This window comes from Aeromonas sp., from assembly GCF_051657805.1.
Lineage (GTDB): Bacteria > Pseudomonadota > Gammaproteobacteria > Enterobacterales > Aeromonadaceae > Aeromonas.
This window is the reverse complement of sequence record NZ_JBOFLJ010000003.1, coordinates 80,834-96,944: the sequence shown is the minus strand read 5'-3', so window position 1 is coordinate 96,944 and position 16,111 is coordinate 80,834. Positions and strand designations below refer to the sequence as shown.

Below are 16,111 nucleotides of genomic sequence, written 5' to 3'. Positions count from 1 at the left end.
TCCGGTTGTTGTGGCTCATCTCGCGCTCTCTCTCCTTGGAATGGGTTTGCCAGGTGGCTGACTCAGAGTGTGTCCAGCAGCGGCAGGATGCGGGCCACCTTGTCGTAGGTTTCCTGGTATTCGTCGTCCACATCCGAGTCGGCGATGATGCCACCTCCAGCCCAGCAATGCAGCCGCCCGGCCTCGGCAATCAGGGTGCGGATGCAGATGCTGGTGTCCATGCGGCCATGCTGGCTCAGGTAGCCGATGCTGCCGCAATAGGCGTTGCGGCGCTGGGGCTCCAGCTCCTCGATGATCTCCATGGCGCGGATCTTGGGGGCCCCGGTGATGGAGCCGCCGGGGAAACAGGCCCGCAGCAGATCCACCCCTTGCCAGCGGCTGTCCAGCTCCCCGTGAATGGTGGAGACCAGGTGATGCACGGCGGGGAAGGACTCCACCGCAAACAGGTGCGGCACACTGACCGAGCCCGGGCGGCTCACCCGGCCGATGTCGTTGCGCAAGAGATCCACGATCATCAGATTCTCGGATCTGTCCTTGTCGGCGCTGGCCAGCTCTTCGGCGCGGGCCTGGTCGATGCAGGGATCCGGGTGGCGTGGGCGGGTGCCCTTGATGGGTTTGGTCTCGATGTGACGGCCATCGAGCAGCAGGAAACGCTCGGGGGAAAGGCTCAGGATCGCGCTCATCGGCAGCCGGATAAAGGCCGAAAACGGCGCCTTGTTGGCGGCGCTGAGGGCGAGATAGGCGGACCATTCATCCCCCCGGTAGGGGGCGCTGAAGCGCTGGGTGAGGTTGATCTGATAGCAGTCCCCCGCCGCCAGATAGGCCTGGATGCGGGCAAACCTCTCCCCATACTCGTCCCGGCTCATATTGCTCTGCCAGGGGCCTAGCAAGGCGAAGGGCTGGAAGGGCTGGATGGTGGCGTCACACTGCGCCGCCAGCCACTGCAAGCGGCTGGCAAGCCCAGCCTCATCCCCCCAGTGCACCAGCTGCCAGCGTTCGGTCGCGACCTCCCGCAGCAGGGCCCAGTCGTAGATCCCGACCGCCATGTCCGGCACCTGGATATCCGCCTCGGCCTGCTTCGGCAGGCGCTCGAAACGTCGCCCCAGATCGTAGCCAAAGAGCCCGAGGGCGCCGCCGATAAATGGCAGCTCAGCACCGATAGCGTCACCCTGGACTGGCAGCAGATCCCCCAGCAGGGCTTGCTGCGTGCGGGCGAGCAGGGTGAGGGGATCCTCGTCACTCTGCTCGGTGACCCCGGCACGACGCACGACCGTCTGGGTACCCCGGGTTTCCAGGGTGGCGAGCGGGTCGGCAGCTATGATGTCGAATCTGTTGTCGGCGCCCACTGGGCCCGCCGATCCCAGCAAGATGGCCCAGGGTTGCCGCTGCAGGCGGGCAAACAGGAGATGAAGGGATGTTTGGGGGTCGAAATGGTGGATATGCAGTCTTGGTTTCATTTTTTGTTACACAGGCAACAGTTTGCACCCAGCTCCCTAGCCGGTAAGGGAGCTCAAGCGTATCATGGCCGCCGGCATTTACAGAAAAACACGTCATAAAAACACGCCCTGCCTGTCGGTTCGTGCGCACTCGCTGCCGCCGAAGGTTGGGCTCATATGGAAGCCCTTGCTCGCATTGATTGAGACAAGGACCAGTGAGGATGATATGAGCATCATTAAAAAACAGGACTTTATTGATTCTATTGCCGACGCCCTGCAGTACATCTCCTTCTACCACCCCCTCGATTTCGTCCAGGCCGCCAAGGCCGCATACGACCGCGAGATCAACCCGGCCGCCAAGGATGCCCTGGCCCAGATCCTGATCAACTCCCGCATGTCCGCCGAAGGCCATCGTCCCCTGTGCCAGGACACCGGCATCGTCACCTGTTTCGTCAAGATCGGTATGAAGGTGCAGTGGGACAGCGACATGACGGTGCAGGAGATGGTGGACGAGGGCACCCGCCGCGCCTACACCAACCCGGACAACCCGCTGCGCGCCTCCGTGCTTGCGGATCCGGCCGGCAGCCGCAAGAACACCAGGGACAACGCCCCGGCCGTGGTGCACATCGATATGGTGCAAGGTGACAAGGTGGAAGTGAGCATCGCCGCCAAGGGCGGTGGCTCCGAGAACAAGTCCAAGATGGTGATGCTCAACCCCTCCGACGACGTGGTTGAGTGGGTGCTGAAGACGGTGCCGACCATGGGGGCTGGCTGGTGCCCGCCCGGAATGCTCGGCATCGGCATCGGCGGCACCGCCGAGAAGGCGGCCGTGCTCGCCAAGGAAGCCCTGATGGAGCACATCGACATCCAGGAGTTGATCGCCCGTGGCCCGGAGACCACGGAAGAGAAGCTGCGCATCGATCTGTATGACAAGGTCAACAAGCTCGGCATCGGTGCTCAGGGCCTGGGTGGCCTCACCACAGTGCTGGACGTGAAGGTGAAATCCGCGCCGACTCACGCCGCCTCCAAGCCGGTGGTGATGATCCCCAACTGCGCCGCCACCCGTCACGTCCACTTCGAGCTGGATGGTTCCGGCCCCGCTGAGCTGACTCCACCGAAGCTGGAAGACTGGCCGGAGATCACCCGCGAGTCCGGTGGCAACGTGCGCCGGGTCAACGTGGATGGCATCACCAAGGCCGAACTCGCCAGCTGGAAAAGCGGCGATACCGTGCTGCTCTCCGGCAAGATACTGACCGGTCGCGACGCGGCTCACAAGCGCATCGCCGACATGCTCAAGAACGGTGAGGGCCTGCCGGAAGGGGTCGATTTCACCAATCGTTTCATCTATTACGTGGGCCCGGTGGACGCGGTCCGTGACGAGGTGGTCGGCCCGGCCGGCCCTACCACCTCCACCCGGATGGACAAGTTCACCGACATGATGCTGGGGGAAACCGGCCTCATCGGCATGATAGGCAAGTCCGAGCGCGGTCCCAAGACGGTGCAGAGCATCAAGGAGCATCAGGCCGTCTACCTGATGGCCGTGGGGGGCGCAGCCTACCTGGTGGCCAAGGCCATCAAGAAGGCGCGGGTGGTTGCCTTCGCCGATCTCGGTATGGAAGCCATCTACGAGTTCGAGGTGGAAGACATGCCGGTGACGGTGGCCGTCGATTCCCAGGGTAACAACATCCACGAGACGGGCCCGGCCTACTGGTCTGCCAAGATTGTCGAACTGGATGTAAAACTCGCCTGAGTCGAGCCTGCGGGCATGGCATCCCTTGGATGAGGGCTCGCAGGGAAGGTCTCAAGGCCCATCAGATATGACAAAAGGCGACCTCAGGGTCGCCTCTCTTATGGTGAAGGAGCATCATTTACCGCTTACCGCTTACCGCTTACCGCTTACCGCTTACCGCTTACCGCTTACCGCTTACCGCTTACCGCTTACCGCTTACCGCCGCTCAACGCATATTCCTGCCTACGTCGACAGCCTGCGATAGCGGCCCGAGCTGGTCGTGGAGTCATCAGGCCGAAGTACCACCAGCTTGTCGTGCTCCTGATCCGAGTCAAACCTCAGTGATTGAGATAGATGTCCTGCCCCCCGTAGTTGAGGCCCGGGTGTTGAGGGGGGAGGGCGCGTGGCTCGAAGAATCGGGTCAACACCCCGCGACCCTGTCCCAATTTGTTCAACTTGGCGCGATCCAGGGCGACCTGTTCGGGCAGCCAGGTCAGCACGGCGGCGCAGTGACCGTTGCCGAGGCTCTGTTCCAGCATGCGCTGCCAGTTCTTGATCTTGGCCCCGTGTACCACCAGCACCCTGGCGGGATCGATCCCCTGAGCCTGCCACTGCTCGGCCACGGGCAAGCCTGGTGGGGCGATCAGCAGGATCCAGCCGCCATTATCCTGGCTCAGCCGTCCCAGCTCGCTCAGCAAGGGCGTCCCGGGCTGCGAGGCTGCCGAGCGGTGTTCACCTTCAACCTTGGCCTGGTGGCGGGTGGGCCAGGGGGCTATCAGGCCGACAGAGGAGGATGGGGTGCGGTGGCTCAGGGGCTGGCTCATATATTTTTCCTGTATGAATAACCATGCTGTATGCGTATACAGTAGTTGTAACTGGCATCAGTGACAAGTCGTTTTCGGTGGAAAATGTGAGCCCATTAACAGAGATTTTAGTTATCTAATTGAATATAAAGATAATTTACATCTTCATCGGGTTGGGTGTTTTTTGCACTATGGACAAAGCGGGGGCAGAAGGTCATGGTTATACAGTATGTATGAGGAGGAGGGATCGGGATGGACGTCAGCACCTTGCAACGGTTGGACGCCAATATTCTGCTCGGGATCATCAACGAGAAGCTGCGGCTGGAGTGCGATGGTCTGGAAGAGCTGTTGGCCTACTACGACATGACGGAAGATCAGCTGGCCACGCGCTTGCAGCAGATCGGCTATCACTACGATCCCATGAGCAACCAGTTCAAGGCTCATGGGTAATAAGACGAGAAAGGTGCTCCAACTGGGGCACCTTTCTTTTATTGTGGAAATGATCCCGTGAAGATTGAAATCGCTTTCAGAATCAATCTGGAAGGTCGTTATTTTCACGTATTTTCAGACGCTTTCAAGCATTGAAAACCTATTCATGAACTCATCTTTTCAATTATCATTTAAAGTCATGATTTATTTGGTTATTTATATTTTCATTGCCCGTATTCTGGAAAGGGCTTTCAGGCTTGAACTGTCATTTTTATACGTTAAAGTGTGACTCATGTTAACGTTTCACCCATCGGCTTTGGCTAGTATGCACATGCCGGAGCATATTCAGATATAACAACAGTGCCGGTCCCGAAATGGGATAACTTTTTTTATTTGTAACGAAGGAAAATGGTTTATGGCTACCAAGAAGAAGACAGACCAGGATCTCCAACTGGATAAAGATCAGCTTAAAGCGAGCATCGTGCGTCACCTGCGTTCTACCTTGGGGACAAGCGAACTGAAGGCCTCGCCAGAAGCGTGGTGGAAAGCGACGGCCGCCGCCGTCAACGAACAGGTATACGAGCGCCTGACCCGTACTCAGCAGACTCATCTCAAGAAAGACACTCGTGCGATTCACTACCTCTCTGCTGAATTCCTGATGGGGCGTCTGACCTCCAACAACCTGCACAACCTCTCCCTCTACAAGACCTGTGAAGAGGCCCTGGGTGAGCTCGGCCTCGAACTCACCGACCTGTGCGAACAAGAGCCCGACATGGCGCTCGGCAACGGTGGCCTCGGCCGTCTGGCTGCCTGCTTCATCGACTCCCTCGCCACCCTGAACTACCCGGCGGTGGGCTACGGCATTCATTACGAACACGGCCTGTTCCGTCAGGAGATCCAGGATGGTCGTCAGATCGAGCGTCCGGACTCCTGGCGCGAATATGGCAACCCCTGGGAGATCTGTCGCCCGGAATCCGTGCAGGAGATCCCCCTGTACGGCTATGTAGAGACCGTGTTCGGCGACAACGGCGGCCTGAAGAAGGTGTGGCACGCCGGTCGCAAGATCAAAGGGGTGCCCTGGGACATTCCTGTGGTGGGCTTTGGCGGCCACACCGTCAACATCCTGCGCCTGTGGGAGTCCCGTGCCTCCGAGTTCTTCGACTGGGACGTGTTCAACGCAGGCGGTTATGTCGACTCCCAGGCGGAGAAGGCCCAGGCCGAGACCATCTCCAAGGTGCTCTACCCGAACGATGAGACCGACGCCGGCAAGGAGCTGCGCCTGATCCAGCAGTATTTCTTCTGCGCCTGCTCCATCAAGGACATCATGCGCCGCTATAAACGCGCCCATGGCAGCGACTTCACCCACTTCGCCGCCCAGATAGCCATCCAGCTCAACGATACCCACCCGACCGTGGCCATCCCCGAGCTGATGCGCGTGCTGGTGGATGAAGAGGGTCTGAGCTGGGAGGCCGCCTGGGCCATCAGCTACGGGGTCTTCTCCTACACCAACCACACCCTGCTGCCGGAGGCGCTGGAGAAGTGGTCGGTCAGCCTGTTCGAAAAGGTGCTGCCCCGCCATCTCGAGATCATCTACGAGATCAACGCTCAGTTCCTGAACCAGCTGGTGGAGCCGAAGTGGCCGGGCAACGACGCCATCAAGGCCAAGCTCTCCATCATCGAGGAGGGGGCAGTGCGCAAGGTTCGCATGGGCAACCTGTGCGTGGTGGGCTCCTCCAAGGTCAATGGGGTGGCCGAGATCCACTCCAAGCTGGTGAAAGAGGATCTCTTCCCCGAGTACGCCGAGCTGTGGCCAGAGAAGATGTGCAACGTCACCAATGGCGTGACTCCCCGTCGCTGGCTGCTGGCCTGCAACCCCGAACTCGCCGGGCTCTACAACGAGGTGGTGGGCAAGGAGTGGCCGCTGCAGCTGGACAAGCTGCGCGGTGTGGTGAAGTTTGCGGACGACAAGGCGTTCCAGCAGCAGTTCATGACAATCAAACGTCATAACAAGGAGAAGCTGGTCAAGGTGATCAAGGCCGAGACCGGTATCGATGTGAGCGCCGAGGCGATCTTCGACGTGCAGATCAAGCGCCTGCACGAGTACAAGCGCCAACAGCTGAACCTCATCCACATCATGGCGCTCTACCGCCGTCTGCTGGCCAACCCGGATTACGACATGCACCCGCGGGTGTTCATCTTCGGCTCCAAGGCGGCCCCTGGCTACAAGCTGGCCAAGGACATCATCTATGCCATCAACAAGTTGGCGGATCGGGTCAACAACGACGCCCGCATCCAGGGCAAGCTGAAGGTGGTGTTCATGCCGAACTACCGCGTGAGCCTGGCGGAGAAACTGATCCCGGCGGCCGACGTGTCCGAGCAGATCTCCACCGCCGGCTACGAGGCCTCGGGGACTGGCAACATGAAGATGGCTCTCAACGGCGCCATCACCATCGGCACCCTGGATGGGGCCAACATCGAGATTGCCGAGGAAGCCGGTGCCGAGAACTGCGCCATCTTCGGCCTGAACGTGGACGAGGTGAAGGCGCTCAAGGGTCGTGGTTACAACCCCTATGACTTCTACTACGCGAACTCCGAGCTGAAAGCCGTGTTGGACTGGTTCGACACCGACTACTTCACGCCGGGTCGTCCGGGTGAGCTCTCCTCCATCAAGCGCTCCTTGCTGGAAGGGGGAGACCCTTACCTGACTCTGGCGGACTTCGCCTCCTACTCGGACGCCCACAAGCTCATCGATACCTGGTATCGGGATCCGGCGCTCTGGGCGAAGAAGGCCATCATCAACTCGGCCACCATGGGCAAGTTCAACTCCGACCGCTCCATCCAGGACTACGTGGACCGGATCTGGAACCTGAAAGCCTGCAACGTCGGCTAAAGCCCTCGACAGCCAAACCCCCGCACCGCGGGGGTTTTTTATTTTTCGATGGATGGGATTTTCATGGTGAAGGCACTGCCTTTCCCCCCTAGTGGTGGGATCGGTATGCAAAGTTCTCACCGGAAGGGAAGCGTACGAATACAAAAAAGGCCCCGTCAGGGGCCTTGTAGAGAAGCAGGGAATGGCCCCGCTCAGTGCAGGATGTCGCCGAAGCAGTAGGCCAGCAAGGTCAGGATCACGGTGAACACCAGGTTCAGCACCAGGCCGGCCCGCATCATCTCCCGCTGCTGGATATGGCCGCTGGCGAAGACGATGGCGTTCGGTGGCGTGGCTACCGGCAGCATGAAGGCGCAGGAGGCGCCGACCGCGATGAGCACGGAGACGACGATGGGGGAGACCCCCAGTGCCTCGGCCACCCCGGCGAACAGGGGGACCAGCAGGGCGGCGGTGGCGGTGTTGGAGACCAGTTCGGTCAGGAACACCACGAAGGCGGCGAGGCAGAGCAGGATCACGAAGATCGGCATGGTGGCCAGGCTGCTGGAGAGGTGTTCCGCCAGGAAGGCGTTGGCACCTGTCTGCTTCAAGATGGAGCTCAAGGTCAGGCCGCCCCCGAACAGCAGCAGCACGCCCCAGTCGGTGTTCTGGTTGATGTCATCCCAGTTGGCCACCCGGCTGACGGCGATGGCCAGGATGGCCCCCATGGCGATCAGGGTATCGAACTGGGGAATGCCGCCGAGCGCCGCGGCGATGGGTTGGGAGCCAATCCACAGCAGCACCGTGGTCAGGAAGATGAGCAAGGTAGTCTTGCGCTGACCGGTCCACTCTATGGTGACCTGTTCGGTGCTGACCTGATGGGAGAGGTCGGGGCGGGTGACCAGATAGAGCAGGCCTATGCCAACCGGCATGAAGATGAGCACCACGGGGATGCCGAATTTCAACCAGTCGGTGAAGCCCAGGCCCATCTGGGCGGCGGCGATGGCGTTGGGGGGGCTGCCCACCAGGGTACCGATACCGCCTATGCTGGCGCTGTAGGCCACCCCCAGCAGGACGAAGACCAGGGTGCGGCGCTCCTTGTGGACGTCGAGGCCTTTGAGCATGCCGAGGGCCAGCGGCATCATCATGGCGGCGGTGGCGGTGTTGCTGATCCACATGGAGAGGGCCGCCGTGATGGTGAACAGCACTATGGCCGCCCAGCCGAGGTGGCCCTTGGCAAGCTGCATCACCTTGGCGGCGATCTGGGTATCCAGCCCCTGCTTGGAGAGGGCCGCCGCCAGGGCGAAGCCGCCGAAGAAGAGGAAGAGCACGGGGTTGGCGAAGTCGGTGAGGGACTTGCTCATGTCAAACACCCCGAGCAGGGTGGCCAGCACCGGGATGGAGATGGCGGTGATGGTGATGTTCACCGCCTCGGTCAGCCAGAGGATGGCGATGAAGATGAGGATGCTCAGCCCCTTGTTGACCATGGGATCAAACGGGAGCCAGGCGAGCATGGCACAGAGCAGCAGGACGTCCAGGATGACGATCCCGGCCTTGATGTCGAGCCAGCGTGGGGGTGCTGAGGGTACGGCAGATGTATGCATGATGTGTTCTCGGTTAATTTATGGTTGTTGTTGTGTTGCCGAGGTTACGTTCAATCCCCTGTTTGAAACAGGGGGAAGTGGTCAAAGCATGTGACGTCTCACAGAGTTAAAAAGAAATTAAACATAGAGAAAACAAAAATTAAACACTTTGGTTTCATTTGTCCCTGGGGAGGGGGGAGAGCAGCCACTCCTTGAAAAGGCTCTTGGGCAATGAGCCGCTGCGCTGAGCCAGGATCTGCCCGCGCTGGAACACCATCAGGGTGGGGATGCTGCGAATGCCGTAGCGGCTGGCGATGGCGGCTTCCTGCTCGGTATCGAGTTTCACGAAGCGGATGCGGGGTTCGAGCTCTCGCGCCATCTCCTGAAATACCGGGGCAAACTGCAGGCAGGGGCCGCACCAGCTGGCCCAGAAATCCACCACGACCGGCAGGTCCGAGGCGATCAGGGTATCGAATTGGGCGGTGCGCCCCGTGACGGGGGAGGTGCCGAACACAGGCTCCCGGCAGCGACCACACTTCGCGTTTGAATCCAATTTTTCGCTGGGCAGGCGGTTGCGGGTAAAGCACTGGCTACAATAGGTAGTGATAGATGACATAATTGCTTCCTTATTTCATTGCCTTGCAACAACTTTGTTGCATGGACAGCGCCGACTAACGGTAACATAGCAGTCAGTTATTTTTCACAGTTGGCGGTCCGGTCGTGACTCCTCGTCACCGGATAGTTGACCATGACATGAGAATCGAGACGGGATGAAGAGTGTTGCACGCGTCAATCGTGTTGTCCTGAGCCTTATCATCGCATCCTTGCTGGGCTTTTCGACCTATTGCTGGCAACTGCTCAGCCAGCAGCAGCGCGCGTCCGAGCTGAGCATGGCCGCCGAGCTGGTCCTCAACCGCATCAATACCGACACCGTCTATCTGCTTGGTCGCGAGAGGGCCAGTGATGGCAGCGTGCAGCAGCGGCTCAGCCTGCTCTCCAACGTGCTCGACAAATTCGTGACCCAGGTGCGCGAGGATCCGGACCTGGCCGAGGATCCCAACTCTCTGGCGTTGCAAAAGGATATCGACGGCTACCTGCTGGATCTCGCCAGGCTCTACACCATGGAGATGACCATAGAGTATCTGGAGCCGCGCTTTCAGGGCCAGCTCGATGGGGTGCTGGCCGTCACCCCCGCCGAGGCCAGGCTGCATCGGGATCTGACCGAGCTGGCCAGGATCAGCCACTACCTCAGACGCAGCTGGGATAGCCACGATCTGCGCCAGCTGCAGCAACTGCAGCAACGAATAAGCGACACCTATGCGGACGATGGCAAGGTGATGGCCATCAATCGGCTCAGCCAGGACTTCAATCAGCAGGTGATGGAGTATCACCGCCTGCGCAACCAGATCATCGAGATGCGGGGGCTGGCCTCCTTGCCGGTCTGGAAGCAGGACCAGCTGGATCTCGCCTCCTCCCTCAAGAGCCGCTTCTATCTGATGGTGCTGGGCGGGGCCCTGCTCTGCTTCTCCCTGGTGGCGGTGACCCTGTGGCGGCGCAACCAGAAGCTGAGCGAGCTGTCTCGCCACACCGGCTTGCTGGCCCAGGCCAAGAGCGATTTTCTGGCCAACATGAGCCACGAGATCCGCACCCCCATGAACGCCATCATCGGCTTCAGCGCCCTGGCGCTGCAGACGGATCTCAACCAGCAGCAGCGGGATTACCTCAGCAAGATCAAATCCTCGTCCGATACCCTGTTACTGCTCATCAACGACATCCTGGATCTCACCAAGGTGGAGTCCGGCAAGCTGACGCTCGAGGAGATCGACTTTGACTTGAGCGAGCAACTCGACTCCCTGGCGGCCATGTTCGCGGATCTGGCTGAGCGCAAGCAGATCGAGGTCATCATCAACAAGTCTCCGGCGGTGCCGGACTTCCTGCGCGGGGATCCCTTGCGCCTGGGTCAGGTGCTGGTGAACCTGGTCAACAACGCCATCAAGTTCACCGAGCGGGGGGAGGTGGAGCTCTCCATCACCCTGGTCAACCAGCACCCCATGAAGGTCAGCTTCAGCGTGCGGGACACCGGCATCGGCATAGCGCCGGACAAGCAGGTTCAGCTGTTCCAGCCCTTCACCCAGCTGGAGGCGGGCAACACCCGCAAATACGGCGGCTCCGGGCTCGGCCTCAACATCTCCCAGCGGCTGGTGGGCCTGATGGGGGGGGAGATCTCGGTGCAGAGCAAGCCCGGGGTGGGATCCACCTTCGAGTTCGAGATCCCCATGTCCCAGGCGGTCTACGGGGTCTCAGGGCGGCGGGTCTTCTTCGAACACCAGCCCCTGATCCTGATGATGGATGACAATGAACTGGTGCTGGATCTGGCCAAGGACATCCTGGGCCGGGCCGGCGCCAGCGTGATGACGGTCAACAGCGTCTCCCGCGCCCGTCAGGTGCTGCGGGAAGAGGGCCAGAACATCCGGCTCGCCATCCTCGATTGGCGCATGGGTCAGGAGGACGGTCTGGATCTTGCCCTCGAGATGCACCAGCACAGCCAGTGGCAGCGTCTGCCGGTGCTGATGACCAGCGCCTGGGCCCGGGAAGGGCTGCACGGGCGCATGGAGAGCATGGGGCTGACCCATTTCCTCGCCAAGCCCATGACGGAGAACGCCCTGCTGGCCAAGGTGGACGAGATGCTCAACGGCAGCTCCCACGATCGCAACGTGCGCCAGGCGGAGGCCCAGGGGGATCAGCAGCATTTCCGGGAGCTGCTGCACGGCACCCGGGTGCTGCTGGCGGAAGACAACAGAGTCAACCAGCAGCTCATCGTGGAGTACCTGCGCCGCATCGAGGCCGTGGTCACCGTGGTGGGCAACGGGCGCGAGGCGGTGGAGCAGGTGGCGGAGCAGCCCTTCGATGTGATCCTGATGGACTTGCAGATGCCGGTGCTGGATGGCCTGGATGCCACCCGCCAGATCCGCAAGATGGTGGACAAGCACGATGTCCCCATCATCGCCCTCACCGCCAGCGCCATGCCGGGGGACAGGGAGCGCTGCCTCGGGGTCGGCATGAACGGCTATGTCACCAAGCCGGTCAGCAAGCTGGATCTCTACAACAACTTGCTGCAGTGGGTGAAAAATGCCAGCGGGCAGCGCCGGGCCAGCCCCGAGGTCAAGCCGCCAGATCTGATGGGGGTGCTGGATCTGGACGATGCCCTGCGCCGGCTGGAGCAGGACCGCGAGGCGCTGCAGATCCTGTTCAAGCTGTTCCTCTCCGAGCACAAGGACGATCTCTGGGACATCCGCTCCGCCCTGCGCCGCCAGCAGCCCGAGGTGGCGAGCCGATTGCTGCACACCCTGAAGGGGGTGTCGGCCAACATCTCCGCCGCTCGCCTGCAACTGCTGGCCGGTGAGCTGGAGTGGCGGCTGAGGTTGCAGGAGGAGTTGACTGAAGAGGATCTGACCCAGTTGCAGCATGTCTTCAGCCAGACCCGGGAGGAGGTCTCCCACTTCCTGCTGAGCGGCGATCAGCAGGAGTCGGCCATCGGCCTGTTCGACGGGCGGGATGAGCGGCCCTGAATCCCAATGGATAGCAATCATTCTCAAGTTGGCCGCTTCAGGCTATGATGCCCCGTTCACCTCGCCCCCGCCTCGGGGGCGATTGTCTTGAACGTCTCTTATGACCAAGCGGCCCAGGCGCCGCGAGCAAGGATCCTGATGTGAGCGTATTTCTGCGGCTGGGCTGGTTCTTCAAGGATCAGTGGCGGCGTTATCTCATCGCCATCTCATTGCTGATGATGGTGGCCCTGCTGACCGTGATCCCGCCCAAGGTGGTGGGCTGGGTGGTGGACGGCGTGACCAGGGGGGGGCTCGACAGCGACACCCTGATCACCTACTTGGCGGGGCTCTTGGCGCTCGGCGTCGTCATCTACCTGCTGCGCTACGTCTGGCGGGTCATGCTGTTTGGCGCCTCCTATCGGCTGGCCTATGTGCTGCGCAACCGGCTCTTCACCCACTTCACCCGCATGAGCCCGGACTTCTACCAGCGCCACCGTACCGGCGATCTGATGGCCCACGCTACCAACGACATCCAGGCCGTCGAGATGACAGCCGGGGAAGGGGTGCTGACCCTGGTGGACTCCTTCATCGTCGGGATCCTGGTGCTCTCCATCATGTGCAGCCAGTACTCCTGGCAGCTGACCCTGCTCTCCCTGCTGCCCCTGCCGGTGATGGCCTTCTTCATGAACCGCTTCGGGACCCAGATCTACAAGGAGTTCAAGGCGGCCCAGGGGGCCTTCTCCCGCCTCAACAACAAGACCCAGGAAGCCCTCTCCGGAGTGCGAGTGCTCAAGTCCTACGCGGTGGAGTCCCTGGAAGACAAGGGCTTCGCCGAGCTGACCCGCCAGGCGGGGGAGCGCAACATGGCGGTGGCCCGCATCGATGCCAAGTTCGATCCCGTCATCTACCTGTGCATCGGCTGCTCCTATTTCCTCGCGGTGGCCGGCGGCAGCGCCCTGGTCATGCGCGGCGAGCTGACCCTGGGGGAGCTCACCAGCTTCACCATGTACCTCGGCCAGCTTATCTGGCCCATGTTCGCCATCGCCTGGCTGTTCAACATCATAGAGCGGGGCAGCGCCGCCTATTCGCGCATCGAGACCCTGCTGGCGGAGCGTAGCGACATCGAAGATCCCGCCGAGCCCCAGCCACTCGAGGCCCCTTTCCCGCTGATCATGCAGGGGGTGGAATACCGCCTCGGCGAGCGCACCCTGCTGACTGGTATCGACGTCTCCCTAGCCGCCGGCGGCATGCTCGGCATCGTCGGGCGCACCGGGGCAGGCAAGAGCTCCCTGCTCAAGCTGCTGATGCGCCTGGCCAACCCGAGCGCCGGCCGGATCGCCATGGGTGGCGTGCCCATCGAGCGGCTGGCTCTGGGGGAGCTGCGCAGCCAGTTCGCCTATGTGCCCCAGGAGCCGTTTTTGTTCTCCACCACCATAGCCGCCAACATCGCCCTCGGCCGGCCGGATGCCAGCCGGGAGGAGATTGAGAAGGTGGCGCGCATCGCCTGCGTACACGACGACATCGTTCGCTTCCCCCAGGGCTACGAGACCGAGGTGGGGGAGAAGGGGGTGACCCTCTCCGGCGGCCAGAAACAGCGGCTCGCCATCGCCCGCGCCCTGCTGCTGGCGGCCCCCATCCTGGTGCTGGACGACGCCCTCTCGGCGGTGGATGCCCACACCGAGCAGCAGATCCTGCAGGCGCTGAAGGCCCACAGACGCACCCTGATCCTGGTGAGCCACCGCATGACGGCGGTGGAGCAGGCGGACGAGATCCTGGTGCTGGAGCAGGGCCGGATCGGCGAACGGGGCCATCACGGCGCCCTGATGGCCCAGAACGGCTGGTACGCGGACATGGTGCGCTACCAGCGCCTGGAGCAGGACGTGGAGGAAAATCTGTGAACCCTACTATTAAACGTCTGCTTGCCTACTGCGCCCGCTACCCCCGCTGGCTCATTCAGGCGGGGATCTGCCTGCTGCTCGCCACTGGCGCCGAGGTGGCGGGGCCCCTGCTCATCAAGCTCTTCATCGACGACTACCTGGCGCCGCGCCAGATGGTGTGGCCCGAGGTCGCCGCCCTGGCGGCGGGTTACCTCGGCCTGCAATTCCTGTCGGCCGCCGGTTTTTACCTGCAATCCCTGCGCTTCAACCGCATCGCCCAGGCGGTGGTGCAGCGCCTGCGCGAGCAGGTGTTTGCCACCGCCATCCGGCTGCCGGCCCGCTACTTTGACAAGCACAGATCCGGCTCCCTCATCTCCCGCATCACCAACGACACCGAGGCCATCATGAACCTCTATGTGCAGGTGATAGGGCTCTTGGTGCAAAAGGTGGTGCTCTTGTGCGGCATCCTCATCTCCATGGCCCTGCTGGATCTGCGGCTGATGCTGGTGTGCGCCACCCTGCTGCCCTTGGTGGGGGCCGTGATGTGGCTCTACCAGAAGTTGAGTGTGCCCGTGGTGCGGGCCACCCGCAGCCTGCTCTCAGACATCAACAGCCGCCTCAACGAATCCCTGCAGGGGATGCCGGTGATCCAGGCCATGGTGCAGGAGCGTCACTTCGCCAGGGCCTTTGCCGAGGTGAACCAGCAGCACTGGCATGCCCGCCTCAAGAGCCTCAAGATCAACGGCATACTGCTGCGCCCCCTCATCGACCTGTTCTACATGATGGTGCTGATAGGGCTGCTCGCCCTGTTCGCTCACGAGGGGTTGAGCGCCGGTGGCGCCATCCAGGTGGGGGTGCTCTACGCCTTCATCAGCTACCTGGGGCGGATGATCGAGCCCCTCATCGAGATGACCAACCAGCTCAACCAGTTGCAGCAGGCCATGGTGGCGGGGGAGCGGGTGTTCGCCCTGCTGGACGAATCCCGGGAGAGCACGGACGGTGAAGAGGCGCCGCTGCAGGGGCGGGTCGGCTTCGAGGGGGTGAGCTTCTCCTACGACGGCCAGCAACCCGTGCTGCGAGAGGTGAGCTTCAGCACCCGTCCCGGCCAGATGTTGGCGCTGGTGGGTCACACCGGCAGCGGCAAATCCACCGTCATCAGCCTGCTGATGGGCTTCTACCCCATCGGCAGCGGCACCATCCGCTTCGACGATCACCCGCTGGAGAGCCTGTCGCTCTCGGCGGTGCGCCGCAGCATAGGCCTGGTGCAGCAGGATCCCTTCATCTTCGTCGGGACTCTGGCGGAGAACCTGCGCCTCGGCCGTGACGGCATCGACGAGGGGACCCTCTGGCGGGCGCTGGACGAGGTGCAACTGGGGGACTTCGTACGCAGCCTGCCAGCGGGGCTCGAGACAATGATGGAGGAGGGGGGCAAGAACCTCTCCGCCGGCCAGCGCCAGCTGCTCTCCTTTGCCCGCGCCCTGGTGGGGGATCCGCGCATCCTCATCCTGGACGAGGCCACCGCCAGCGTGGACTCCCAGACCGAGCTGACGCTCTCCCAGGCGCTGTCGGCGGCGCGCCGTGGCCGCACCACCATCGCCATCGCCCACCGGCTCTCCACCATAGTCGATGCGGACGAGATCCTGCTGCTCTCCCGCGGTCAGGTGAATGAGCGGGGTACCCACGGGGAGCTGATGGCTGAGGGGGGCCACTATGCCCAGCTGTTCGAGATGCAGAGTCAGGGGGCCTGGCTCGAGGAGAAGCGGGCCTGAGCCCGATCGCGACATAGAGAAACAGCCGGCAGATGCCGGCTGTTCTGTTTAGTGAGTCTGTCAGGCCATGGCCT

Annotated in this window: 10 protein-coding genes; 6 read left to right on the top strand and 4 right to left on the bottom strand. The window is 62.0% G+C overall.

Translation table 11 applies throughout. The features are described 5' to 3' along the window. Positions 1-62 precede the first annotated feature (62 nt). A complete protein-coding gene (gene pabB / locus ACRCYW_RS00850; protein WP_438548301.1) occupies positions 63-1,457 on the bottom strand; it encodes an aminodeoxychorismate synthase component I in 1,395 nt (464 codons plus the stop codon). A 205-nt stretch (positions 1,458-1,662) separates the two neighbouring features. Between pabB and ACRCYW_RS00845 the strand changes: the two genes are divergently transcribed. After that, the gene (locus tag ACRCYW_RS00845; RefSeq protein ID WP_438548300.1) at positions 1,663-3,186 is read left to right on the top strand and encodes a fumarate hydratase; all 1,524 of its coding nucleotides are present in this window, start codon (positions 1,663-1,665) and stop codon (positions 3,184-3,186) included. 317 nt (positions 3,187-3,503) lie between these two features. On the opposite strand, the gene ACRCYW_RS00840 is transcribed toward ACRCYW_RS00845, so the two are convergent. Beyond that, complete coding sequence (locus ACRCYW_RS00840) at positions 3,504-3,989, bottom strand: cell division inhibitor (RefSeq protein ID WP_438548299.1); 486 nt, start codon at positions 3,987-3,989, stop codon at positions 3,504-3,506. A 231-nt stretch (positions 3,990-4,220) separates the two neighbouring features. On the opposite strand from ACRCYW_RS00840, the gene ACRCYW_RS00835 reads away from it, so the two are divergent. Continuing rightward, on the top strand, positions 4,221-4,418 hold the full coding sequence (locus ACRCYW_RS00835) for a DUF4250 domain-containing protein (protein WP_005323525.1): 198 nt from the start codon (positions 4,221-4,223) through the stop codon (positions 4,416-4,418). A 394-nt stretch (positions 4,419-4,812) separates the two neighbouring features. Next, complete coding sequence (locus ACRCYW_RS00830; protein WP_438548298.1) at positions 4,813-7,287, top strand: glycogen/starch/alpha-glucan phosphorylase; 2,475 nt, start codon at positions 4,813-4,815, stop codon at positions 7,285-7,287. 191 nt (positions 7,288-7,478) lie between these two features. Here the strand turns inward: ACRCYW_RS00830 and ACRCYW_RS00825 are convergent, their stop codons facing one another. Both ACRCYW_RS00825 and trxC read right to left on the bottom strand, forming a co-directional pair. Continuing rightward, positions 7,479-8,864, bottom strand: coding sequence for an SLC13 family permease (locus ACRCYW_RS00825; RefSeq protein ID WP_438548297.1), 1,386 nt, complete (start codon positions 8,862-8,864; stop codon positions 7,479-7,481). Positions 8,865-9,018: 154 nt separating this feature from the next. Continuing rightward, positions 9,019-9,459 carry a thioredoxin TrxC gene (gene trxC, locus ACRCYW_RS00820; protein WP_438548296.1) on the bottom strand — a complete coding sequence of 147 codons (441 nt, stop codon included), beginning with the start codon at positions 9,457-9,459 and terminating at the stop codon, positions 9,019-9,021. 154 nt (positions 9,460-9,613) lie between these two features. On the opposite strand from trxC, the gene ACRCYW_RS00815 reads away from it, so the two are divergent. The 3 genes from ACRCYW_RS00815 to ACRCYW_RS00805 all read left to right on the top strand — a co-directional run bounded on the left by ACRCYW_RS00815 (position 9,614) and on the right by ACRCYW_RS00805 (position 16,037). Beyond that, entirely contained in the window at positions 9,614-12,412 is a 2,799-nt protein-coding gene (locus tag ACRCYW_RS00815) for a response regulator (protein ID WP_438548295.1), read from the top strand. A 140-nt stretch (positions 12,413-12,552) separates the two neighbouring features. Then, positions 12,553-14,289, top strand: coding sequence for an ABC transporter transmembrane domain-containing protein (locus ACRCYW_RS00810; protein WP_438548294.1), 1,737 nt, complete (start codon positions 12,553-12,555; stop codon positions 14,287-14,289). Further along, complete coding sequence (locus ACRCYW_RS00805; protein WP_438548293.1) at positions 14,286-16,037, top strand: ABC transporter transmembrane domain-containing protein; 1,752 nt, start codon at positions 14,286-14,288, stop codon at positions 16,035-16,037. Before ACRCYW_RS00810 ends, ACRCYW_RS00805 begins: the two co-directional genes overlap by 4 nt. Positions 16,038-16,111: the final 74 nt, after the last annotated feature.

Coding starts and splice junctions, on each gene's coding strand:
- pabB (WP_438548301.1), bottom strand. CDS start 1,457: ATGAAACCAAGACTGCATATCCACCATTTCGACCCCCAAACATCCCTT.
- ACRCYW_RS00845 (WP_438548300.1), top strand. CDS start 1,663: ATGAGCATCATTAAAAAACAGGACTTTATTGATTCTATTGCCGACGCC.
- ACRCYW_RS00840 (WP_438548299.1), bottom strand. CDS start 3,989: ATGAGCCAGCCCCTGAGCCACCGCACCCCATCCTCCTCTGTCGGCCTG.
- ACRCYW_RS00835 (WP_005323525.1), top strand. CDS start 4,221: ATGGACGTCAGCACCTTGCAACGGTTGGACGCCAATATTCTGCTCGGG.
- ACRCYW_RS00830 (WP_438548298.1), top strand. CDS start 4,813: ATGGCTACCAAGAAGAAGACAGACCAGGATCTCCAACTGGATAAAGAT.
- ACRCYW_RS00825 (WP_438548297.1), bottom strand. CDS start 8,864: ATGCATACATCTGCCGTACCCTCAGCACCCCCACGCTGGCTCGACATC.
- trxC (WP_438548296.1), bottom strand. CDS start 9,459: ATGTCATCTATCACTACCTATTGTAGCCAGTGCTTTACCCGCAACCGC.
- ACRCYW_RS00815 (WP_438548295.1), top strand. CDS start 9,614: ATGAAGAGTGTTGCACGCGTCAATCGTGTTGTCCTGAGCCTTATCATC.